The sequence below is a fragment of the Streptomyces sp. DG2A-72 genome, from assembly GCF_030499575.1.
Taxonomy (GTDB): domain Bacteria; phylum Actinomycetota; class Actinomycetes; order Streptomycetales; family Streptomycetaceae; genus Streptomyces.
Genome location: NZ_JASTLC010000001.1, coordinates 9,332,692 through 9,353,892, shown reverse-complemented (window position 1 = coordinate 9,353,892; position 21,201 = coordinate 9,332,692). Strand labels below are relative to the sequence as shown.

At 69.7% G+C, this 21,201-nt stretch carries 26 protein-coding genes; 13 read left to right on the top strand and 13 right to left on the bottom strand.

Annotated features, from left to right (window positions below; all coding sequences use genetic code 11):
* Window positions 1-42 precede the first annotated feature (42 nt).
* Window positions 43-1,194 carry a Gfo/Idh/MocA family protein gene (locus tag QQY66_RS44235; protein WP_301986104.1) on the top strand — a complete coding sequence of 384 codons (1,152 nt, stop codon included), beginning with the start codon at window positions 43-45 and terminating at the stop codon, window positions 1,192-1,194.
* Here QQY66_RS44235 and QQY66_RS44230 read toward each other — a convergent pair.
* Window positions 1,184-2,206 (bottom strand): LacI family DNA-binding transcriptional regulator, encoded by a 1,023-nt coding sequence (locus tag QQY66_RS44230; RefSeq protein ID WP_301986103.1) that lies wholly within the window; start codon window positions 2,204-2,206, stop codon window positions 1,184-1,186. The genes QQY66_RS44235 and QQY66_RS44230 overlap by 11 nt on opposite strands.
* Window positions 2,207-2,324: 118 nt before the next feature.
* Between QQY66_RS44230 and QQY66_RS44225 the strand changes: the two genes are divergently transcribed.
* The 3 genes from QQY66_RS44225 to QQY66_RS44215 are packed head-to-tail and all read left to right on the top strand — an operon-like array spanning window position 2,325 to window position 5,309.
* Window positions 2,325-3,467 carry a phytanoyl-CoA dioxygenase family protein gene (locus QQY66_RS44225; protein ID WP_301986102.1) on the top strand — a complete coding sequence of 381 codons (1,143 nt, stop codon included), beginning with the start codon at window positions 2,325-2,327 and terminating at the stop codon, window positions 3,465-3,467.
* A 16-nt stretch (window positions 3,468-3,483) separates the two neighbouring features.
* Window positions 3,484-4,260: an SDR family oxidoreductase gene (locus tag QQY66_RS44220; protein WP_301986101.1), complete on the top strand. Its 777-nt coding sequence runs from the start codon at window positions 3,484-3,486 to the stop codon at window positions 4,258-4,260.
* Between the two features lie 44 nt (window positions 4,261-4,304).
* Window positions 4,305-5,309, top strand: a complete 1,005-nt coding sequence (locus QQY66_RS44215) for a Gfo/Idh/MocA family oxidoreductase (RefSeq protein ID WP_301986100.1) — start codon at window positions 4,305-4,307, stop codon at window positions 5,307-5,309.
* A gap of 81 nt (window positions 5,310-5,390) precedes the next feature.
* Here the strand turns inward: QQY66_RS44215 and QQY66_RS44210 are convergent, their stop codons facing one another.
* The 5 genes from QQY66_RS44210 to QQY66_RS44190 form a co-directional block, all read right to left on the bottom strand.
* Window positions 5,391-6,716, bottom strand: coding sequence for an alpha/beta fold hydrolase (locus tag QQY66_RS44210; RefSeq protein WP_301986099.1), 1,326 nt, complete (start codon window positions 6,714-6,716; stop codon window positions 5,391-5,393).
* 218 nt (window positions 6,717-6,934) lie between these two features.
* Window positions 6,935-7,837, bottom strand: coding sequence for a sugar phosphate isomerase/epimerase (locus tag QQY66_RS44205; RefSeq protein ID WP_301986098.1), 903 nt, complete (start codon window positions 7,835-7,837; stop codon window positions 6,935-6,937).
* The gene (locus QQY66_RS44200; protein ID WP_301986097.1) at window positions 7,834-8,754 is read right to left on the bottom strand and encodes an ATP-binding cassette domain-containing protein; all 921 of its coding nucleotides are present in this window, start codon (window positions 8,752-8,754) and stop codon (window positions 7,834-7,836) included. The genes QQY66_RS44205 and QQY66_RS44200 overlap by 4 nt, the downstream gene beginning before the upstream one ends.
* A gap of 4 nt (window positions 8,755-8,758) precedes the next feature.
* Window positions 8,759-9,838 (bottom strand): ABC transporter permease, encoded by a 1,080-nt coding sequence (locus QQY66_RS44195; RefSeq protein ID WP_301986096.1) that lies wholly within the window; start codon window positions 9,836-9,838, stop codon window positions 8,759-8,761.
* Window positions 9,838-10,851: a sugar ABC transporter substrate-binding protein gene (locus QQY66_RS44190; protein ID WP_301986095.1), complete on the bottom strand. Its 1,014-nt coding sequence runs from the start codon at window positions 10,849-10,851 to the stop codon at window positions 9,838-9,840. Before QQY66_RS44190 ends, QQY66_RS44195 begins: the two co-directional genes overlap by 1 nt.
* A gap of 298 nt (window positions 10,852-11,149) precedes the next feature.
* Here QQY66_RS44190 and QQY66_RS44185 point away from each other — a divergent pair, with 298 nt between their 5' ends.
* Together QQY66_RS44185 and QQY66_RS44180 are read left to right on the top strand one after the other, a co-directional pair.
* The gene (locus QQY66_RS44185; protein WP_301986094.1) at window positions 11,150-11,836 is read left to right on the top strand and encodes a PfkB family carbohydrate kinase; all 687 of its coding nucleotides are present in this window, start codon (window positions 11,150-11,152) and stop codon (window positions 11,834-11,836) included.
* A gap of 1 nt (window position 11,837) precedes the next feature.
* Complete coding sequence (locus tag QQY66_RS44180; RefSeq protein WP_301986093.1) at window positions 11,838-12,623, top strand: GntR family transcriptional regulator; 786 nt, start codon at window positions 11,838-11,840, stop codon at window positions 12,621-12,623.
* 11 nt (window positions 12,624-12,634) lie between these two features.
* Here QQY66_RS44180 and QQY66_RS44175 read toward each other — a convergent pair whose 3' ends face one another.
* From QQY66_RS44175 to QQY66_RS44165, 3 genes are all read right to left on the bottom strand, one after another.
* Window positions 12,635-13,450 carry a DUF427 domain-containing protein gene (locus QQY66_RS44175; RefSeq protein ID WP_301986092.1) on the bottom strand — a complete coding sequence of 272 codons (816 nt, stop codon included), beginning with the start codon at window positions 13,448-13,450 and terminating at the stop codon, window positions 12,635-12,637.
* Window positions 13,451-13,508: 58 nt separating this feature from the next.
* Window positions 13,509-14,492: an aldo/keto reductase gene (locus QQY66_RS44170; protein WP_301986091.1), complete on the bottom strand. Its 984-nt coding sequence runs from the start codon at window positions 14,490-14,492 to the stop codon at window positions 13,509-13,511.
* 92 nt (window positions 14,493-14,584) lie between these two features.
* Window positions 14,585-15,247 carry an NUDIX domain-containing protein gene (locus QQY66_RS44165; protein ID WP_301987700.1) on the bottom strand — a complete coding sequence of 221 codons (663 nt, stop codon included), beginning with the start codon at window positions 15,245-15,247 and terminating at the stop codon, window positions 14,585-14,587.
* 105 nt (window positions 15,248-15,352) lie between these two features.
* On the opposite strand from QQY66_RS44165, the gene QQY66_RS44160 reads away from it, so the two are divergent.
* The 6 genes from QQY66_RS44160 to QQY66_RS44135 all read left to right on the top strand — a co-directional run bounded on the left by QQY66_RS44160 (window position 15,353) and on the right by QQY66_RS44135 (window position 16,790).
* A complete protein-coding gene (locus QQY66_RS44160; protein WP_301986090.1) occupies window positions 15,353-15,724 on the top strand; it encodes a hypothetical protein in 372 nt (123 codons plus the stop codon).
* Window positions 15,721-15,867 (top strand): hypothetical protein, encoded by a 147-nt coding sequence (locus QQY66_RS44155; RefSeq protein WP_301986089.1) that lies wholly within the window; start codon window positions 15,721-15,723, stop codon window positions 15,865-15,867. Before QQY66_RS44160 ends, QQY66_RS44155 begins: the two co-directional genes overlap by 4 nt.
* A 75-nt stretch (window positions 15,868-15,942) precedes the next feature.
* Window positions 15,943-16,317, top strand: a complete 375-nt coding sequence (locus QQY66_RS44150) for an amidohydrolase family protein (protein WP_301986088.1) — start codon at window positions 15,943-15,945, stop codon at window positions 16,315-16,317.
* Window positions 16,318-16,473: a hypothetical protein gene (locus QQY66_RS44145; RefSeq protein WP_301986087.1), complete on the top strand. Its 156-nt coding sequence runs from the start codon at window positions 16,318-16,320 to the stop codon at window positions 16,471-16,473. It abuts the gene before it with no gap.
* Between the two features lie 10 nt (window positions 16,474-16,483).
* Window positions 16,484-16,627, top strand: coding sequence for a hypothetical protein (locus QQY66_RS44140; protein ID WP_301986086.1), 144 nt, complete (start codon window positions 16,484-16,486; stop codon window positions 16,625-16,627).
* Complete coding sequence (locus QQY66_RS44135; protein ID WP_301986085.1) at window positions 16,617-16,790, top strand: hypothetical protein; 174 nt, start codon at window positions 16,617-16,619, stop codon at window positions 16,788-16,790. Before QQY66_RS44140 ends, QQY66_RS44135 begins: the two co-directional genes overlap by 11 nt.
* A gap of 47 nt (window positions 16,791-16,837) precedes the next feature.
* Here the strand turns inward: QQY66_RS44135 and QQY66_RS44130 are convergent, their stop codons facing one another.
* The gene (locus QQY66_RS44130) at window positions 16,838-17,413 is read right to left on the bottom strand and encodes a CGNR zinc finger domain-containing protein (protein ID WP_301986084.1); all 576 of its coding nucleotides are present in this window, start codon (window positions 17,411-17,413) and stop codon (window positions 16,838-16,840) included.
* Window positions 17,414-17,495: 82 nt separating this feature from the next.
* On the opposite strand from QQY66_RS44130, the gene QQY66_RS44125 reads away from it, so the two are divergent.
* The gene (locus QQY66_RS44125) at window positions 17,496-18,668 is read left to right on the top strand and encodes an epoxide hydrolase family protein (protein ID WP_301986083.1); all 1,173 of its coding nucleotides are present in this window, start codon (window positions 17,496-17,498) and stop codon (window positions 18,666-18,668) included.
* Here the strand turns inward: QQY66_RS44125 and QQY66_RS44120 are convergent.
* The 3 genes from QQY66_RS44120 to QQY66_RS44110 form a co-directional block, all read right to left on the bottom strand.
* Window positions 18,659-19,456, bottom strand: coding sequence for an NAD(P)H-binding protein (locus QQY66_RS44120; RefSeq protein WP_301986082.1), 798 nt, complete (start codon window positions 19,454-19,456; stop codon window positions 18,659-18,661). The genes QQY66_RS44125 and QQY66_RS44120 overlap by 10 nt on opposite strands.
* Window positions 19,457-19,637: 181 nt before the next feature.
* Entirely contained in the window at window positions 19,638-20,117 is a 480-nt protein-coding gene (locus tag QQY66_RS44115; RefSeq protein ID WP_301986081.1) for a MarR family winged helix-turn-helix transcriptional regulator, read from the bottom strand.
* An 11-nt stretch (window positions 20,118-20,128) separates the two neighbouring features.
* Window positions 20,129-21,190 carry an alkene reductase gene (locus QQY66_RS44110; protein ID WP_301986080.1) on the bottom strand — a complete coding sequence of 354 codons (1,062 nt, stop codon included), beginning with the start codon at window positions 21,188-21,190 and terminating at the stop codon, window positions 20,129-20,131.
* Window positions 21,191-21,201 lie beyond the last annotated feature (11 nt).

Below are 21,201 nucleotides of genomic sequence, written 5' to 3'. Positions count from 1 at the left end.
GACCGGTCCAAAGAGGCCCAAGGGGGCCGAAGAGGGGCTCTCATGGTGGATACGCTCGGTGTCGCCGTCGTCGGATTCGGCTGGATGGGCCGGGTGCACACCCAGGCGTACGCCCGAGTCCCGCACCACTACCCCCAACTGCCCCTCCGGCCCGAACTCGTGACCGTCGCCGAGGAGGTGCCCGGCCGGGCCGAGGAGGCCGCCGCCCAGTTCGGCTTCGCCTCGGCCACCCGCGACTGGCGCGAGGTGGCCGCCGATCCCCGCGTCCAGGCGGTCAGCATCACCGCCCCGAACTTCCTGCACCGCGAGATCGGCGTCGCGATGGCGGAGGCCGGCAAGCACATCTGGATCGAGAAGCCGGTCGGCCTGACCGCCGACGACGCCCGGTCGGTCGCCGACGCCGTGGCCAAGGCCGGCGTGCAGAGCGCGGTCGGCTTCAACTACCGCAACGCGCCCGCCGTCGCGACCGCCCGCGAGCTGATCGCCGCCGGCGACATCGGCACGGTCACCCATGTCCGCATCCGGCTCTTCAGCGACTACGCGGCGCATCCCGAGGGCGCGCTGACCTGGCGGTACGAGCGGGAACGCGGCGGCAGCGGAGTGCTGGGCGACCTCGCCTCGCACGGCGCCGACCTGGCCCGCTTCCTGCTGGGCGACATCGCGTCCCTCACCGCCGACACGGCGATCTTCGTCCCCGAGCGGGCCCGTCCCCTCGGCGCCACCGCCGGTCACACCCGCGCCACGGGCGGCGCACTCGGCCCGGTCGAGAACGAGGACTACGTGAGCTGCCTGCTGCGCTTCGCCTCAGGCGCCCGCGGTGTCCTGGAGGCCAGCCGGGTCGCGGTCGGCGAGCAGAACAACTACGGCTTCGAGGTGCACGGCACCGAGGGAGCCGTCTTCTGGGACTTCCGCCGTATGAACGAACTGGGCGTCAGCCGCGGCACGACGTACCAGGACCAGCCCGTCAGCACGGTCTACGTCGGGCCGGGCGACGGCGAGTACGCCGCCTTCCAGCCGGGCGCGGCCAACAGCATGGGCTACGACGACCTCAAGGTCATCGAGGCCCACCGCTTCCTGCGCTCGATCGCGGAGGGCACACCGTACGGGGCGACGCTCGCGGACGCCGTGCACAGTGCGGCCGTACTCGACGCGATGGCGCGATCGGCCGAGAGCGGTGCCTGGGTCACGCCGTAGGCATGTTGTACGGCGTCACGACCTGGATCGCGGACGGCAGGGCCGGTCCCGCGGGCGGCAGGGCTCCATGGGCCCGCATGACCAGGTGGCAGGCCTCGCGCATGTCCTGGCGCAGGTCGTGGTGGAGGACGGCGGACAGCCGGTGCTCGCGCAGCAGCCGGGTGTTGTCGTGGTCGAGGTCGTGCGCGACGAACACCACGCACTCCCGGCCCAGGTCCTCGAAGGCGCGCAGGGTGGCGATGTTGCCGCCGCCGATCGAGTAGACCGCGCGAATGTCCGGGTCGCGTTTCAGAGCGGCGCGGACGAGATCGTACTGCGTGGCGTCGAGGCCCTGTCCCTCGGCGATCTCGACCAGCGTGCGGTCCGGATGCCGGGCGCGCATGGCACTGCGGAAGCCCATCTCGCGCTCCTCCTCGTTGCGGAAGAACCCGCTGCTGAGGCTGGTGAGCACATTGCCGGGGCGGTCTCCGAGCCACTGGCCCATGAGGTACGCGGCGGTCGCCCCGGCGGCCCGGTTGTCTATGCCGACGTAGGCGAGGCGGGGCGTCGCGGGCAGGTCCGTCACCAGGGTCACCACCGGAATGCCCGCCTCCGCGAGCCTGGTGACGGCGGCCGTGACCTCGGGGACGTCGGGCGCCTTGAGGATCACGCCCTGCGAGCCGCGCCGGGCGATCCGGTCCAGCGTCGCGGTCAGCTCCCGCACCGGGCCGGTCTCCCTGAAGTGGAACCGGGAGCGTACGACGGCCGGGTGCAGGGACGGCAGCTCGGCCTCGAGCGCGGCGCGTACGGCGGTGGAGAACCGTTCCGGCGTCTGCATGACGATGTCGATCATGAAGGTGCGGCCGACCAGCCGGACCTGGGTGCGCTGCCGGTCCAGATCGGCGATGGCCTGCCGGACCTCGCGCTCGGTGCTCTCCCGCACGCCTCCCCGCCCGTTGAGCACGCGGTCGACGGTGGCCTCGCTCAGCCCTGCCTGACGTGCGATCTCCCGGATCGGGAAGGGGTGGCCCATGCGGACGGCTCCTTCGGTTGCCCTGAGGGGTTTTTGATGGCTGCCTGCTGGTTGTTCGAAGGGTTTGTACTGACAAGAATGACAGGGCTGAGTCGCCGCTGTCACCGAAGGGACGACGATGTCCTCCACCTCCTGGCCGGCCGAGCAGGACTGCGACCTCGACGCCTTCCGCGCGCTGGTCGAGCGGACGACCGAGGCCGCCGACTACCGGCACGCCGCGGCCGTGGAGCGGAACGTCCTGGTGTACGACAGCGACCGGCTGCGCGACGCGAGCCGCCGGGACGTCCAGGCCGAGCTGGTCCGAGCGCTGACCGACGGACCCGGCATCGTCGTCTGCCGGCGGGCCTTCCCGGACCTGGACGCCGTCGACCGGCTGACCACCGTCTTCGACGCCCTGATCGCCGAGCAGCGCGCCTCGGGCGCGAGCGCCGGTGACCACTTCGCGAAGCCCGGTGCCAACGACCGGGTGTGGAACGCGCTGGAGAAGGCGGCCCTGTACGACCCCGAGGCGTTCGCCGACTACTACGCCAACGACATCCTGGCCCTCGTCTCGCAGGCCTGGCTCGGCCCCGGCTACCAGGTCACCTCACAGGTCAACGTGGTCAACCCGGGCGGCGCGGCCCAGACCGCACACCGGGACTACCACCTCGGGTTCCTCTCCAACGAGACGGCCGCCGCCTACCCGGCGCACGTCCACCGCCTCTCCCCCGTGCTCACACTTCAGGGCGCGGTCGCGCACTGCGACATGCCGGTGGAGTCCGGCCCGACGATGTACCTGCCGTACTCGCAGTCGTACGAGCCCGGCTATCTGGCGTGGCGACTGCCGGAGTTCCAGGACTGTTTCGCGGACCGGCACGTCCAGCTCCCGCTCGCCAAGGGCGACGCCGTCTTCTTCAACCCGGCCCTGTTCCACGCCGCCGGCACCAACCGCTCCGCGGACATCCGGCGGATGGCCAATCTCCTCCAGGTGTCCTCCGCGTTCGGTCGGGCGATGGAGACGGTGGACCGGGAGGCGATCGCGAACGCCCTCTTCCCCGTGCTGCTCAAGCGCAGGTCCGAAGGCGAGCGCTGGCTGGACAACGTCATCGCGGCGAGCGCCGAGGGCTACCCCTTCCCCACCAACCTCGACAGCGATCCGCCGGTCGACGGACTGGCCCCGCCCTCGCAGGCCGACGTCGTACGGCGGGCCGTGCGTGAGGCATGGACATCCGAGGCTCTGCGTGACGAGCTGCGGGCCGGCGCCGAGCGGCGCGAGAGCTGAAAGGACCCGACCAGACATGGGACTTCTCGACGACAAGGTCGTCCTCGTGGGCGGCGGCAGCCAGGGTGTCGGTGCCGCCATCGCGCGGGCCGCGGTCCGCGAGGGAGCGGTGGTGGCCGTCACCGGCCGGCGTCCGGCCCTCGGTGAGGAGCTGGTGTCCGAGCTGACGGCCGGCGACGGGAAGGCCATGTTCATCCGGGCCGACCTGGCGGACGCCGGGCAGGCGAAGACCGTCGTCGGTGACGTCGTCGCCGCGTACGGCCGGATCGACTGCCTGGTCAACTCGGCGGGACTGACCTCACGGGGCACGCTGCTGGACACCACGCCCGAGCTGTTCGACCAGCACATCGCGATCAACCTCAGGGCGCCCTTCTTCACCATGCAGGCCGCCGTCGAGGACATGGTGGCGCGCAAGGCGCCCGGCACGATCGTCAACATCATCACGTCCTCGGCCCACGGCGGACAGCCGTTCCTCGCGCCGTACGTCGCCGCCAAGGCCGGGCTCATCGGCCTGACCCGCAACGCGGCGCACGCCCACCGCTGGGACCGGATCCGGATCAACGGCCTGAACATCGGCTGGACCGCGACCGAGGGCGAGGACGCGACCCAGAGGACCTTCCACGGCGCCGGCGACGACTGGCGTGAGGAGGCTGCCGCGAAGCTGCCGATGGGAAAGCTGGGCCAGCCGGACGAGATCGCGGACTTCGTGGTCTTCCTGCTGTCGGACCGGTCGGGCGTGGTCACCGGTTCGGTGATCGACTGGGACCAGAACGTACTCGGCGGACTCGACTAAGACCTCTCTGCAAGAAACCCGTACCTTCCAAGGAGCAACACCCCATGCGTATCGGCATCCTCGGCCTCGGCCGCATCGGCGCCTTCCACGCCGAGACTCTGTCCGGACTCGACGCGGTCGACTCCCTCGTCGTCACCGACCCGTTCGCGGAGGCCGCCAAGGCCGCCGCGGAGCGGTTCGGGGCCGAGGTCGTGGACTCGCCCGAGGCCCTGCTGGCGGCCGGTGTGGACGGCATCGTCGTCGCGGCGGCGACGGACGCCCACCCCGCGCTGATCCTGGCCGGGGTCGAGGCCGGTATCCCCGTGTTCTGCGAGAAGCCCGTCGCCAAGACGATGAGCGAGGGCGTCGGGGTACTGAAGGCTGTCCAGGGCAGCGACGTGCCGATCCAGATCGGCTACAACCGCCGCTTCGACGCCGGGTTCGTCGCCGCGCGGGCCGCCGTGCAAAGCGGCGAGCTGGGCAAGCTGCACACCGTCCGGTCGACCACGCTCGACCCGGCGCCGCCGCCGGCCGCGTACATCGCCGCCTCCGGTGGCATCTTCCGGGACTGCTCGGTGCACGACTTCGACATCATCCGCTGGGTGACCGGCCGCGAGGTGACGGAGGTGTACGCCGTCGGCGGCAACCGGGGTGCCGACTACATCAAGGAGGCGGGCGACGCCGACACCACCGGCGCGATCCTGACCCTGGACGACGGCACGATCGCCGTGGTCTCCAACTCCCGTCACAACGCCCGGGGTTACGACGTCCGCATGGAGATCCACGGCTTCACGGACTCCATCGCCGTCGGCCTGGAGGACAAGCTGCCGCTGCGCTCGGTGGAGCCCGGCGTGACCTTCCCGTCCGGCACCCCGCACGACTTCTTCATGGACCGCTTCGCCGCGGCCTACCGGGCCGAACTCACCGCGTTCACCGAGGTCGTGGCCGGTACCCGGCCCTCGCCGTGCACGATCGAGGACGCGCTGGAAGCGGGCTGGATCGCGGACGCGTGCACGCTGTCGCTGCACGAGCACCGGCCGGTGACGATTCAGGAAGTGCGCGCGGTCTGACGTACGAGAAGACGTACGAGAAAGGGGCTCGGTGATCGAACCGCCGAGCCCCCTCTTTCGCACGGGCCGAGCCCTCTCTTCTCACGGCTGGACGGGCATGCTCCAGCAGTTGGACTTCGCCGGCTCGCCCGCCAGGCGGTCCGTCAGCCACGAGATCGCCGAACCCTGATCGGTGAGCAGGGGGGCGAAGTGGTTGAGCAGCGCGTCGCCGAGACTGGGCAGGACCACCGCCTTGTAGGTGACATCGGCTCCTTTCTTGCACCACGTGGCAGCGAGATCGCGGGCCTGCCCGTGCGGTACGAGGTTGTCCGCGGTGCCGGTGGCGAGACGGACCGGGCTCTTCGGCAGATGCGTGCCGATGCGCTGTTCGTCGAGGAACGCCTGGACCTTGGGCTCGGAGCGGATGATCTCGCTGATGGACCGGCCGTCCTTGGTCCAGTTCGTGCTCTTGGCGAAGGCGTAGCCGAAGAGCGCGTCGCCGACGCACATCGTCGACAGGTCCTTCAGCGCGGCCTTGCCCCTGTCATTGAGGTGGGCGTCGGCGATCGGCCGCAGCTCCGGGTCGGACTGCAGGAACCCGTTGAGCGACCAGCCCAGGGCCCCGGCCAGGTCGCTGCCGTCGATGGCCTCGGTGACCGCGTTCAGGTCGGCCGGCGGAGCGCCCGCGTAGGTGCCCGCGAGCGTCAGCTCCGGGGCGTACGAGGGCTGCAGCTCGGCTGCCGCGGCCGAGGCCCCGCCGCCCTGGCTGTAGCCGTACAGACCCACCTTCGACCCGGAGGTGACCGACGCTCCGGCGAGGGCACGGGCCGCGCGGACGGCGTCCAGCACCGCGTGCGCCTCGTCGACACGGTTGACGTACGTGTGCAGCCGGTCCGTCGCGCCGAGGCCGGCGTAGTCGGTGACGACGACCGCGACACCCTTGGCCAGCAGCCGATAGACCGCCAGATTCTCGTAACCGACGGACAGGGTCTGGCCATTGAGACGCAGCGGGTGCTCCAGGCCCATGGAGGCCGCGCACTGGTCGCCCTGCCCCATGGTGCCGGGTGCCACCGCGACCAGCGGGCGTGGCCCGGAGCCCTTCCAGGCGGCGGAGGGTTCGATGTAGGCGCCGGTGACGGCCACCGGTCTGCCGTTGGAATCGGTGGACTTGTACATCAGACGGGTCGCCTCGCCCGGCAACGGTCCGTTCAGGCCGGGCAGGCTCAGGGCGAGGTGCAGCGGCTCACTGCGGATCAACGCGCCATTGGCCGCCGGGAGTGAGGCCGGCGGGTTGTAGAACGCGGGGATCGTGACACCACGGGACACCACCTCGGTGTCCGAGTCCGTCGCCGCGGCGGCCGGCAGGGCCTGGGCGCCGAGGCAGGCGGCGGTGGACACCGCTATCACCAGGCGTCTTCCGAGAGACATGCGTCCTCCTGAGGAGTGCATGCGGAGCGGCCTGCCCGGCCTCGTGGGGCGAGGCCGGGCAGGGTGGGGTCGAGGCCGCACGTCGTCCCACGGCGTCCCCGGACCGCTCCACAGCGGATTGCCGCGACCCTACTCACGCGTAAGTTACTCGCGGTATCCCTCGGATTATTACGCTTCAGTAATATGACGCTCCGTCTAACAAGGATCATTTCCCGTGGTCAGGCGCCGCAGGACCGCAGGAACTTCCGTGTACGCACAGCGATGGGCAGGGGCTTGTCGGGCTCGCACGGGTACATGTCCTGCTCGACGATCGCGAACAGTTCCACGCCCAGCTTCTGGGCCGCGACCAGAACCGGCTCCAACTCCGGCACCCCGGACGGGGGTTCGCACATCACCCCGCGCTGCACCGCGGGCCCGAAGGGCACCTCGTTCGCCACCACGTCGGCGAGGATCTCCGGGTCGACCTGCTTGAGATGCAGATAGCCGATGCGTTCGCCGTACGTCTCGATCAGCTTGACGCTGTCGCCGCCGCAGTAGGCGTAGTGCCCGGTGTCCAGGCAGAGGTTGACCAGTTCGGAGTCGGTCGAGTCGAGGAACCGCTCGACATGGTCCTCGGTGTCGATATGGGTGTCGGCGTGCGGGTGGACCACGATGTCGAGGCCGTACGCCTCCTTCACCTCGTGTCCGAGCCGTTCCATGCCCTTGGTGAGGTGCGCCCACTGCTCGCCGGTCAGCTCCGGCGGTTCGAGGATCTCGGCGGTCTTGTCGTCGCGCCAGAAGGACGGGATGACGACGAGGTGCCGGGCGCCCATGGCCTGGGTGAGCGCGGCGACCTGGCTGACGTGCTCCCAGGTGGACTCCCAGACGGAGGGGCCACGGTGCATGCCGGTGAAGACCGTGCCCGCGGACACCTTCAGGTCACGCCTGGCGATCTCGTCGGTGAGCCGCGCCGGGTCGGTCGGGAGATAGCCGTACGGGCCCAGCTCGATCCAGGAGTAGCCGGCCTCCGCGACCTCGTCCAGGAAGCGTTCCCAGGGCACCTGCTGGGGGTCGTCGGGGAACCAGACGCCCCAGGAGTCGGGGGCCGAGCCGACCCGGATGCGGTCCAGCGCAGGGGTCATTTCAGGGACTTCCCTTCGGAGGAGGTCGCCACGGGGGCGGTGAGGTCCCCCTCTTCCGGAAGCTCCTCGACGTCGACGCCGCGCACCTGCGCCAACTCGTGCTTGAGCGCGGCGAGTTCGGTGCCCCCCGCCATGTGGTTGGTGAGTTCCTCGAGGCTGACGTCGTCGCGGGAGGCGTTCAGCTCCATGGTGCCGAGGCGCAGGACGCTGAAGTGGTCGCCGACCATGTAGGCGTGGTGGGGGTTGTGGGTGATGAAGATGACGCCGAGGCCGCGGTCGCGGGCGGCGGCGATGTACTTCAGGACCACGCCGGACTGCTTGACGCCGAGGGCGGCGGTGGGCTCGTCCAGGATCAGCACCCGGGCGCCGAAGTAGACGGCTCGGGCGATCGCCACGCACTGACGCTGGCCGCCGGAGAGGGTGCCGATGGGCTGCTCCAGGTCATCGAGGATGATGCCCATGTTGCGCAGCTCTTCGTCGGCCGTCTTCTTCATCCGCTCGATGTCGAGGCGGCGGATGGGCCAGGGGCCCTTGGTCATCTCGGAGCCGAGGAAGAAGTTCCGCCACACCGGCATCAGCGGGACCACGGCGAGGTCCTGGTAGACGGTGGCGATGCCCTTGTCGAGCGCCTCGCGCGGGGTGGAGAAGCGCACCGGCTCGCCGTCGACGAGGAACTCGCCCTCGGTGTGCTGGTGCAGCCCCGAGATGATCTTGATGAGGGTGGACTTGCCGGCGCCGTTGTCGCCGAGCACGCAGGTGACCTGCTGGGGAAAGACCTTCAGGTCGACGCTGTGCAGGGCGCGGATATTGCCGTACGACTTGCCCGCGTTGCGCAGTTCGACGATCGGCGTGTCCTTCTCGGGGACGGTGTCCGCGAGGACTGCGCCATGCGTGCCGGTTCCGTTGCTGGATGTCATGGGGTCACCTCCTGGTCGCCGTACGGCTGACCCACAGATTGATCAGGACGGCGCCGAGCAGCATCACGCCGAGGAACGCCTTGAACCAGTCGGGGTTCCAGCCGGCGTAGACGATGCCCTGCTGCACCATGCCGAACATGAAGGCGCCGAAGACCGGGCCGATGGCGCTGCCGGCGCCGCCGGTCAGCAGACAGCCGCCGATCACCGCGGCGGAGATGTAGATCAGCTCGATGCCGACGCCCTCGCCGGACTGCACGGTGTTGTAGGCGAACAGCTGGTGCATGCCGAGGAACCAGGCGCCGAGGCCGACCAGCATGAACAGCGAGATCTTGGTGAAGGCGACCGGGACACCGACGGCCCGCGCGCTGTCCTTGTTGCCGCCGACCGCGAAGATCCAGTTGCCGTATTTGGTGCGCAGCAGGACCCATGTGGCGATCGCCGCGAAGACCAGCCAGTACACGATGGTGATCTTCACATTGACGCCGCCGACCTCGAAGGACGAGGCGAAGATGGCCTTGGCCTGGTCGAAGCCGTCCATGTCGCTGATGTTGTCGGTCGCGACGTTGCCGGTGACCAGCTTCGTCACGGCCAGGTTGACGCCCTGGAGGATCAGGAAGGTGCCCAGGGTGACCAGGAAGCTCGGCAGCCCGGTCTTGACCACCATCCAGCCGTTGAAGAACCCCACCGCCAGCGACACCAGCAGCGCCGCGATCACGCCGACCCAGACGTTCATGCTCAGCTGGTAGGCGAGCATGCTCGCGGTCAGCGCCGAGGTGATCACCGCGACACCGGACGACAGGTCGAACTCCCCGCCGATCATCAGCAGCGCCACCGGGATCGTCACGATCCCGATCGTCGACGACTGGTACAGGATGTTCGCCATCGAGCCGCCGTCGCGCACCGGCGGCGCCGCGACGAGGAAGAAGACGTACACCGCGACGGCGCCGAGGAAGACACCGACCTCGGGGCGGGCGAGCAGCCGTAGCGCCGGCGGGCGTTGCGCGGTCCGCCCGTCCTTCTCCTTGCCGGGGCCGGGGGCCGGCGGTGTGGTCACCGCCGGCTCAGCCTGTTGGGCCATGCTCATCACCGGGTGCCCTTCGCGGCGAACGCGGCGACGGCGTCGACGTTGGACTTGTCGACGAAGGCCGGACCGGTCAGCACCGGCTGCTCGCCACCGCCCATGTAGTTGCCGTTGTTCTTGTAGAGCCACAGCGAGTCGATCGCCAGGTAGCCCTGGAGGTAGGGCTGCTGGTCGACGGCGAACTCGATGGTGCCCTTGCTGATGGCGCTGGTCAGGTCCTTGTTGAGGTCGAAAGTGGCCACCTTGGCCTTGCTGCCCGTCTCGTCGACCGCCTGTGCGGCCGTCAGCGCGAACGGGGCACCGAGCGTGATGACGTGGTCGATCGCCTTGTCCTCCGTGAGCTTGGCGGTGATCGTCGACTTCACGGACGGCATGTCGGTGCCGTTGACGTTGAGGGGCTCGATGTCGCCGTTGAAGGTCTTGGCCACACCGTCACAGCGCTGGGTGAGACCGATGTTGCCCTGCTCCTGGATGACACAGATGGCCTTCTTGGCGCCGTCCTCGTTCAGCCGCTTGCCGAGTGCCTCGCCCGCCACCGTCTCGTCCTGGCCGAAGAACTCCATCAGGCCGAGCTTCTGCCATTCGCTCACACCGGAGTTGAGGCCGACGACGGGTATGTTCGCCGACTTCGCCTTGCTCACGACGTCCTTCAGGGCGTCCGGCTTGGCGAGGGTGACGGCGATGCCGTCGACCTTCTGGTCGATGGCGTTCTGCACCAGGTTGGCCTGGTTGCCCGCGTTGGGGTCGGCGGAGTAGATCAGCTCGATGTTGTCCTTGGCCGCGGCGGCCTGGGCGCCCTTGCGGACGATGTCCCAGAAGGTGTCACCGGGCGCCTGGTGGGTGACCAGGGCGACCTTCATCCGGGGTGTGGTGGCCTTGCCCGCCGAGGCGCCTTCCGCGTTCTCCTCGGCCTTCTTGCCGCCGGAACTGCTGGAGCAGCCTGCGAGGGTCAGGGCAGCTGCCGCCACCACGGCCACTACGGGGGCGATTCTGCGGGAGCGAGAAGAGCGGTCCATCTTTTCCTGCACCTCACTGTGCGACGAGGAACGACGGCGCAGGAGGCGGCGGATCGGGGGGATCCGGGTCCGGGCCCTCGCGGGTCCGGGTCTTGCGCCGCCGAACGTGGCTTGTCTGCTGGGACGGGATCAAATCCCTTGGCGGGGCCGCTGTCAATACTTTGTCAAGACATCATTTCACAATCAGGTCCGAATGTAAGAACAAAGCATTGACAGCATCGGTCTTCGCGCCCTACAACCTGAGAGTCGGCAGGCCCCATGGGTGGGACCACCTTCCCCAGCTCGACGAGGAGCGCGCATGGCCGAGTCAGCCCAGCCATATGATCTCATCACCATGGGCCGCACAGGAATCGGGGATACCGCCGCTGACGTGGCGGTCGCCGCCGCCGGCCTGGGCCGTTCCGCGGCCGTGCTGACCTCCACCGGCGACGACCCCTACGAGATGGACTGTTTCGCCATCCGCGCGGCCCGCGTCTTCTGGATCACCGGTACCGGCCTGAGCCACGAGCCCAGGCGGTCCGCCGTCCTCGCCGCGCTCAAGGCCCGCGGCAGGGCGGGCATCACCGTCTTCGACCTCGACTGGCGCCCGCAGTCCTGGTCGGACCCCGAGGAGGCCCGCCCGTACTACGCCGAGGCGCTGCGGCACGCCACGGTCGCGGTCGGCACCCTCGACGCTTGCGAGATCATGACCGGCGTGCGCGAACCGCACGCGTGCGCACGGGCGTTGCTCGACGCGGGTGTCGAGACGGCGGTGGTCGGGCTGGGCGCCGCGGGCGTACTCGCCATGCACCACGACGGCAGCACGGCCGAAGCCCCTCCCGCTCCTCCCGCCACTGTCGGGCCGGTCAACGGCCATGGCATGGGCGGGGCGTTCGGCGGGGCGCTGTGTCACGGACTGCTGTCCGGCTGGGATCTGGCGACGACCGTACAGTACGCGGCCGTATCCCCCGCCTCAACCGACCGTCCCTCACAGGGAGTTGGCTAGCATGGCGAAGACCGGTGGCTCCGCGCGTGCCGTGCCCTCCCCCGGGCTCGACGCGGTGGACTTCGCCCTGGACCGGGGCAGTCCGGTGCCGCTGTACTACCAACTCGCCCAGCAGCTGGAGGCGGCGATCGAGCACGGCGTGCTCGCCCCGGGCAACCTCCTGGGCAACGAGATCGACCTGTCCGCCCGCCTCGGCCTGTCCCGGCCCACCGTCCGCCAGGCCATCCAGTCCCTCGTCGACAAGGGCCTGCTGGTCCGCCGCCGCGGCGTCGGCACCCAGGTCGTGCACAGCCAGGTCAAGCGCCCGCTCGAACTCAGCAGTCTCTACGACGACTTGGAGGCGGCCGGGCAGGGCCCCACCACGGAGGTGCTGCGCAACGAGCGGATCGCGGCCACGGCCGATGTCGCCGCCGCCCTCGGTCTCGCGGAGGGCGCCGAGGTCGTCGTCCTGGAGCGGCTGCGCCGCACGCACGGCCAGCCGGTGGCGTTCCTCCGCAACTACCTGCCGGCCGGCCTGCTCGCCTTGGACACCCCCCGGCTCGAGTCGACCGGCCTGTACCGCATGCTGCGCTCCGCCGGCATCACCCTGCACAGCGCCCGCCAGACTGTCGGCGCCCGCTCCGCCACCCCCGACGAGGCCGCCCGCCTCGACGAGAAGGAGGGCGCCGCCCTGCTCACCATGCAGCGCACGGCCTACGACGACACCGGGCGGCCGATCGAGTACGGAACGCACATCTACCGCGCGTCCCGGTACGCCTTCGACTTCCGCCTGCTGGTCAGGCCCTGATCGGCCCCGCGCTACGTGCGCGGCCGGATGCCGAGCGACGCGCTGAACGGGGTGACCGGGCGCTCGAGGCGTTCGCCGTCCACGGTGATGTCGATCGCCTCGTTGTAGAAGGCGAAGCGTCCCCTGATCGCGGCCACCGCGGTCAGCGGGTCCGGATAGCTCCAGACGATGTTCGGCGGTACGTCGGCCTCGCCCCGCCACGACCAGTAGTCGGCGGTGCCCTTGTACGGGCATGACGTGTGGTGGTCGGTGGGGACGAACAGATCGCGGCGGACGTCCTCGGGCGGGATGTAGTACCGCGTCGGCAGCGAGGTCTCGAAGAGCAGCACCGGGCGATGGGTGTCGGCGACGAGCGTGCCGTCGATCTCGACCTGGACATGGCGGCTGCTGGGCAGCGCGTCCACCCGTTTGTGCGGGTCGCGCGGGTGGACGAAGATCTCCTCGTCCTCCTCGTACCAGTGGTCGAGACCCCTGTCCCAGCGCAGGAACCACGCGAAGGCGATGTGCCCGGCCAGGTCCTCGGCGGGGAAGGTCCATGCCGCGTTCTCCACCAGCTCGCCGTCGGCCTCGAGGTCGTAGAAGATCTGCGAGCCGGTGTGCGTGCCGGTCGGCGGGTTCTTGGCCGGGCGGAGGAGGTCGGTGCGGACCTCCTCGCGCGGGAAGGCGTACTGCGGAACGGGCAGTTCGGGCTCCCAGACGAGGACGGGATGCCGGCTGTCCACGACGGTGACATCACCCTTGACGCCGCGCACCCAGCGTTCGCCGGGCTCCCACAGGAGGCCTTCGGGGGTGGTCCGGATGGATCGCTCGGTGGGAAGCATGGACATGACCCGCTCTCCTTCGGCTCTCCCAGCAGCCTACTGCGGAGCCGAACGACCGTCGCGGTCAGTGAGCGGCGTCCAGCCGGGCCCGTTGCTCCGCGGTCAGCTCCAGGTCGACGGCGGCCAGGTTCTCGTCCAGCTGCGCCACCGACGACGCCCCCGCCAGCGGTACGATCGGCAGCTCGCCGCCGATCTGCCAGGCCAGCACCACCTGGTTGACGGTCGCGCCGGTCTCCTTGGCGACCTCGCGCAGCACCTTCAGGCGGGCCGCGGCCCCGGGGTGGTCGAAGTCCGCGGGCAGCCGGTCCGGGTGGGTGTAGGCCCCCTTCAGCAACGGCGAGTAGGCGATCAGGGTCAATCCGGGCTCGGCCCGCAGATAGCTCAGCAGCTCGGCGCCGGCGTGGCCGAGGCTGCCGTCGGGGAAGAGGTCATCGGGTACGTCGGTACGGGGCCGCAGATGGCTGTGCGCGTACTGGAGCACCTCGTAGCCGGGAAGTCCGGCCGCGGCGGCGAGGGCGCGGGCTCGCTCCACCCGCCACATGGCGTGGTTGCTGACTCCGAGCAGGCCGACCGTGCCCTCGGCCACCAGCTCGGCGAAGGCCTCGACCGTCTCCTGGAGCGGGACCCTGTGGTCCTCGATGTGCGCGTACAGCAGATCCAGTTTGGCGACGCCCAGCCGTTCCCGGCTGCGCTCGGCCGACTCCCGGATCACCTTCGCCGACAGGCCCTCCGGGTTGTCGACATAGCTCGTGCCGGGGGCGAGGGGGCGGGCGCCGAGCTTGGTCGCGATGACGATCTCGTCGCCGACACCGCGGCTGCGCCGCCACCGGCCGAGCAGTTCCTCGCTCTGCCCGCCCTGGCTTCCGTCCTCCCAGAAGGCGTAGTTGTCGGACGTGTCGATGAAGGTGCCCCCGGCCTCGACATAGCGGTCGAGCACCGCGAAGGAGGTCGCCTCGTCCGTGCGCGAGCCGAACAGCATGGCACCGAGGGCGAGCACGCTCACCTCGCGGCGGGTCTTCGGATCGGTGCCGATCGTGCGGTACTCCATGGTGGATGCCTCCCGTTCCGCGCCCACGTTCGGGGCGCGTGAACGGGAGTCTTCAGCTTGAAGTGCGCTCCAAGTCAAGTCAGTACGCCGGTTCAGCCCCCGAACGGCCCCTCCAGCGCCGCCCACTGGAGCAGCATGATGGTCTTCGCGTCGGCGATCTCCCCGGTGCGGATCATCTCCAGGGCTCTGCGGAAGGGCACTTCGAGGATCTCGATGTCCTCGCCCTCCTCGTCCAGTCCCCCGCCCTCATGGGTGCGGGTCGACGGTCCGTACTCGGCGGCGTAGAAGCTGACACGTTCGGTGACCGAGCCCGGGCTCATATAGACGTCGAAGACATGCCGGACGGAGCCGATGGTGTGGCCGGTCTCCTCGACCACCTCACGCCGTACGGCGATCTCCGGGTGCTCGTCATCGTCGTCGAGCAGTCCACCGGGCGTCTCGATCAGCATCCCGTCCGGGTGGTTGTTGACGTAGACGGGGTAGCGGAACTGGCGGGTGAGCAGCACGGTTTCGCGTTCCGTGTCGTACAGCAGCATGGTGGCCCCGTTGCCGCGGTCGTGCGTCTCGCGCTGCTGGGTGCTCCAGGTGCCGTCGGCATGCTGGAAGTCGAAGGTCGTCGCGCGCTCGACGTACCAGTGACTGGAGAGCAGGGTCACCTCCCGCACCTTCACACGCGGGTTGCCGGTCAAGTCCAGGCCGGTCCGGTCGAGTCCGGTACGGCCACGGCAGTCGGGGGTGTCGATGCCGGCGGTCATCGGGTAGCGCCACGAGGGTGGGGTGAAGTGGTCATGCCCGTCTTCTACCAGTTCGGAGCGAACGGCGGGCTGAGGCATCGACTTGTTGTCACCTGCCGTCGCCGCATGAGCGACAGAACGCCTCCGTCCGCAGGGCGTCTCCTGCTGAGGGGCTGCGATGTGCTGCGGGTTCCGCCGGAGGGCGCGTGCGAGATCCTTCCGGCGCGGGACATCGTGGTCGGGGACGGTGTCATCGAGGAGGTGCGGCCGACCGGCGCGGCCCCTGACGCCTGCGCGGCTGAGGTCGTCGACGGGCGCGGGCTGCTCGCCGTACCAGGCCTGGTCAACGCACACACGCACAGCCCCATGGTGCTGATGGGCGGTGCGGCCGAGGACGTGACGGTCGAGGGCTGGTTCAACGAGCGCGTCCGGCCGATGGAGTCCAACCTCACTCCGGCGGACGTGCGGGCCGGGCGCGGCCGGCCGGCGCGCAGATGATCCGTTCCGGTGTCACCGCCTTCGCCGGCCACCACTTCTTCCCCGAGCAGATCGCCGAGGCGGTCGCCGAGACCGGTCTGCGGGCCGACATCGCTCCCACGTACTTCAGCAGCGGGGCCAGGAAGCCCTTGAGGCCGGCGTGAAGTTCGCCGAGACCTGGCACGGGCGAGCGGCGGGCCGGGTGACCGTCTCGCTCGGGCCGCATGCCCCGTACCACGGTGAATGACGCGGACCTGCGGCCCCTGGCCGGGCACGCCCGGGAGCTCGGCCCGCGGATGCACATCCACGCCGCCGAGCATGTGGAGCAGACGCGGTCCAGTCCGGAGCGGCGCGGCATCACCCCGATCCGGGTGCTGTACGAGACCGGGGTGCTTCAGGCGGGTGCGCTGATCGCGCACGGCTGCGGCATCGTCGAGCAGGACCTGCCGCTGCCGGCCGAGTACGCGAGTACGACCGCCGTGGCCTGCTACCCCAAGGCGCATCTCAAGCACGCGCTGTCTCCGCTCACCCCGGTCCGCGAGCTGCTCGGCGCGGGGGTCACGGTGGCGGTCGGCACGGACGGCGCCGCCGGTCACAACACCCTCGACGTGTAGGTGGCGCTACGGCTGGTCGCGCTCACCCAGAAGCAGGCGGTGCGCGACGCCATCTGGATGACCGTCTCCGACACCCTGCGACTGGCCATGCGGGGCCTCACCGACCTGTCCGCACGACCCGCACGCCGCCCTGGTCTACAGCGCCCACGCCAGTGACGTACGTACGGTGGTCGTCGACGGCCGCGTCCTGATGCGCGACGGGCGGCTGCTCACCGTGGACGAGCCCGCGCTCCTCGCGGAGGCCGACGCCCGGGTGGCGCGGTTTCTCGACACCTCCCACGGAAGGGCGGTGCAGCACTATGACCCGTGAGCCCTACGGGGCCTTCGGGCCGAAGAAGCTGCTGTACGGCTTCACCAAGTTCCATCTGCTGTCGGTCCGTTCGGGCCTGAAGGCCCTCCCCACCGCAGGTGACGCCGGTGACCTCGACAGCAGCGGCCGTACGGACAGCAGGGACGTCAAGTTCTGGATCTAGTACACCCACGACTTCGCCACCATGCCCAGACCGTGCCGAGGTGACGATCACTCCGCTGATCTGGGGTTTTTGCGCTGGTTGGCTTTGAAGCGCGCTTTCTTCTGACGATTCCCGCATGTGTTCATGTCACACCATTTGCGGGTACGGCTTTGGCTGGTGTCGAAGAAGGCGGCTCGGCAGGTCGGCGATGCGCACAAGGCCAATTTGCCGTCTCGTTCGCCTGCGATGACGCTGATCGCGTCGGCGGCGATCACGCTGAGAGCATCTTCCACGCAGGAAGCCGAGCTGAGCCGCCATCGCCGCTCACCCTCGGGCGTCAGGATCGCCGCGGCCCGACCTTGAACGCTGCAGTCATTGATGACTTGGACAGCAGACGCAGGGAGAGCGTCCTGGAGCGCGGCGGCTGTCGCGGCGGCGTGAATCGCCTCCCTCAGTTCCCGAGCGAGGTCGAGTTGGGCAGTGGTGCAGGAGTCCACGGCGAGGCCGTTCACCGCCAGCCAGTCGACGAGTCGGCGCGGCGTGGGAATGCGCTCCACAGCGTCGCCATGACGCTCCGACAGAGTCCCCGTGAAGCTGGTCGCCAGCACGTTGCCGAGGCGGAAATCAGGGAATCCAGCACGCATGGAACCACCTTAGCTGGTTGCCCGTCGGCATGGAGGCCTGCTAGAACCGTCTTAGCCGGTTCCGCGATCGCCAGGAGGTCTCATGCCCCGTCCAACCAGCGACGTGCAAGCATTTGAAGCCCACGCAACTGACACCGACCTCGACGATCTGCGCGGGCGATTGGCCGCGGCGCGGCTACCGGAGGCCGAGACGGTCTATCGCGCCGCGCCCGACCCTCGCCGATGGGAACAGGGCGTTCCTCTCGCCGACCTCGTCGATGTCGTGAACTACTGGCGCACCGGGTACAACTGGCGGTCGTTCGAAGAGCGCCTCAACAGCATCGGCCAGTTCCGCACGACCATTGATGATCTGGGAATCCACTTCCTGCACCGCCGATCAGCGCGCGCGGATGCCACTCCGCTGATCTTGACGCACGGCTGGCCAGACAGCGTTGCTCGGTTCATCGACGTAGTGGACGAACTGGCAGATCCGAAAGATGCAGACGCGCCGGCGTTCCACGTCGTGGTCCCATCGCTGCCAGGCTTTGGTTACAGCGACAAGCCGGCCACCACCGGGTGGGGAACCGAAAAGATCGCGGCCGCATGGGTGGAGCTGATGGGAAGGCTGGGCTACGGCAAGTTCGCGGCCCACGGCGGCGACTGGGGAGGCAATATCACCACGGTTCTCGCCGGAAGGTTCCCCGCGCACGTTCTCGGCATCCACACCACGTTCGCGGAGGGGCCGCCCGGGATGACAACGGACGGGCTGACGGCGGTCGAGCGCAAGTGGGCCGAGGAAACCCGCGATTTCTGGCGCCACCGCGCGGCGTACGCGAAGCAGCAGGCGACCCGGCCGCAGACCATCGGCTACTCGCTCGTCGATTCACCGGTCGGACTTCTTGCCTGGATCCTCGACAAATTCGCCGAGTGGTCGGACACCGAAGACAGCCCGTTCGAGACGATTTCCAGGGACCGCGTTCTTGACGACGTCACCCTGTATTGGCTGACGCGGACCGGCGCATCGGCGGCCCGCATTTACTACGAAAGCCACAACTCGCTGGACCCCGGGCTTCGGGTCGACGTCCCGTCAGCAATCACCATGTATCCCCGCGACGTCGAGAAGTGTCCGCGCCCCTGGGCACAGGAGCGGTACCGACAGATCGTCCGATGGAGGGCACCGGAAATCGGAGGACATTTCCCGTCGCTGGAGGTTCCCGAGTATTTCGTCAAGGACCTGCAAGAGGGCCTCGCGGCAGTGCTGGCCGCTCATCGGTGAACGCGGCTGGCTGCCCAGCTCGTCGGTGTACCGGCTGAGGACGTCCTCAGCCGTGGGGACCGGGCCGAACAGCTGCCCCTGCCGGCGGGTGTCGGCGACGTGGCGGCGGCCCACACCTTGATCTTCTTTCCGGCCCGGCTGCCCAGCACGTCGGCCACTTCGCGCATGCTGACCGGACGGTCCCAGCCGATGTCGATGCGCTCACCGTCGCCGGCGTCGACCGCGGCCGCCAGGTACGCCGCGAGATCGGAGGTGTGGACGAAGGTCAGCGGGACGGTGGTCTTGCCCACCCGGATCAGGCGGCCCTTGTCGACCGGATCGCCCGCCATACTCGCGATCTGGTCGAGAAACGCCCCCGGGTGCAGCGCGACGAACGGGACACCGAGCTGTTCGAGCTTGTCCTCGGCGATCTTCTTGTGCCAGAAGTGCGGGACTTGGGGTGTCTGGTCACTGGTGAGGATGCTGGTCAGGACGAACCGCCGGATGGTGCGGTGGGCGGCCTCGGCGAGGCTGGCGTTGCCGACGGTGTCGATGTCGTGCGCGTCCTTGCCGCCGCGGGTGTGGCCGGCAGCGATGGTGATGATGGCATCGACGCCGTTCATGGCGGCGACGAGCGAGTCGCCGTCGAGCATGTCGCCGCGGGCGATCTCGACACCCCGGCTTTCGAGCCTGCTCACGTCGGTGGTCGGCCGGACCAGGGCGCGGACGTTCTTACCGCGCCCCAGCAGTGGGCGGATCCCCGCGGGGGTGTTGCCCTGCCCCCTGAATGCGTTCCGTCCTGCTTCCACCGGGACAGCTCGCGCTTGTCCCTGACGCTGAACCCCCGCTCAGCCCCGTTCTCCCTGACGCTGGGGTGAACGGCCGTTCCGCCACATCCGCCGGCTCGGCTCGCCGGGCTTCTTCCGACAGTCGGGGAGCCCGGAAACGATCCGCGCTCCAGGCCGGAACCGGGGTGCGAGCCGAGGCGGGCTACTCGGACTCTTCTTGCGGAAGAGTGCGGCTGTTGATCGCGTCGGCGATGGCGTAGGCGGTGCGGACGAAGGACTCTGCCTCCTGCGCCGACAGGTTCAGCGCGGAGGTCTCCTCCAGGGCCCGCCACATGGCTGCCAGGGGCTCGCGCATGGCACGGCCCTTGTCGGTGAGGTGGACGACCATGACGCGCCGGTCGTGTTCGGCCGGCTCGCGGATCAGCAGGCCGGCGTCCTGCATGCGGCGCAGGGACTTGGAGACGGTGGAGTGGTCCAGGCCCACGCTTTCGAGCAGCTCGGACTGGGTCTGGCCGTCCCGGTCGAGGAGGTGCATCAGCAGCAGTTCCTGTCCGGGATGCAGGTCCATCTCACGGAGCATGGCGGCGGCGCGGGCGCGGTGAGCACGGGCGAGCTGGAAGATCGCGTAGCTCATCGGCCCTTCGCTGGCCGTCGTGGGGGTGCGGGGTGTGGGGGCGGACATGGTTTGGTTCCTCAGACGGTGTAGGTGGGGTAGTCGGTGTAGCCGGCCACTCCGCCGCCGTAGAAGGTCGCCGGGTCGGGGGTGTTCAGCGGCGCGTCAGAGCGTAGCCGCTCGACCAGGTCCGGGTTGGCGAGCGCGAGGGCGCCGACGGAGACAAGGTCGGCCGTGCCGTTGTCGATGTCCTTGGCGCGGGTGGGCAGGTCGGTGCCGCCCCGGTTGAGGATCAGCGTGGTCGGCCACAGCGCGCGCAGGGTGCCCAGCAGCTCCTCGTCGCCCGCGTGGAGGACGTGGAGGTAGGCGAGGCCGAGCGGGCTGAGGGCGCGCAGGAGCGCCGGATACAGCTCGGCGGTGTCGGACTCGGCGATGTCGTTGTAGGGGTTGCCGGGGGAGATGCGCAGGCCGGTGCGGTCGGCGCCGATCTCGTCGGCCACGGCAGCGGCGACCTCGACGGCGAAGCGGATGCGGCCCTCGAGGGAACCGCCGTAGCGGTCGGTGCGCTGGTTGGAGTTGTCGGACAGGAACTGGTGCACCAGGTAGCCGTTGGCGCCGTGAATCTCCACGCCGTCGGCGCCTGCCGCGACGGCGGCCGCTGCGGCGCGGCGGAAGTCCTCGACGGTCGCCGTGGCCTCCTGCGTCGACAGAGCACGGGGTGTCGGCATCTCCTGGGGCCCGGACGCGGTGAACATCTGGCCCTTCGGCCGGATCGCCGAAGGGGCGACCGGCCGGCGTCCGTGGGGGGTGTTGTCGGGGTGGGCGATGCGTCCGGTGTGCATCAGCTGGATGACGATCCGGCCGTCGGCCGCGTGCACGGCGTCGGTGACCTTGCGCCAGCCGGCGATCTGCTCGTCATTGTGGATGCCGGGGGTGAGGAGGTAGCCCTGGCCGTCGGCGGAGGGCTGGGTGCCCTCGGTGATGATCAGCGCGTGCGAGGCCCGCTGGGCGTAGTACTCGGCGTTCAGCTCGGTCGGGACGCCCTCGGGCGTGGAGCGGTCGCGGGTCATGGGGGCCATGACCAGGCGGTGCGGCAGGGACATGCCGCCGACGGCGGTCTGCGTCCACAGGGAATTCAACATGAATGGTCCTT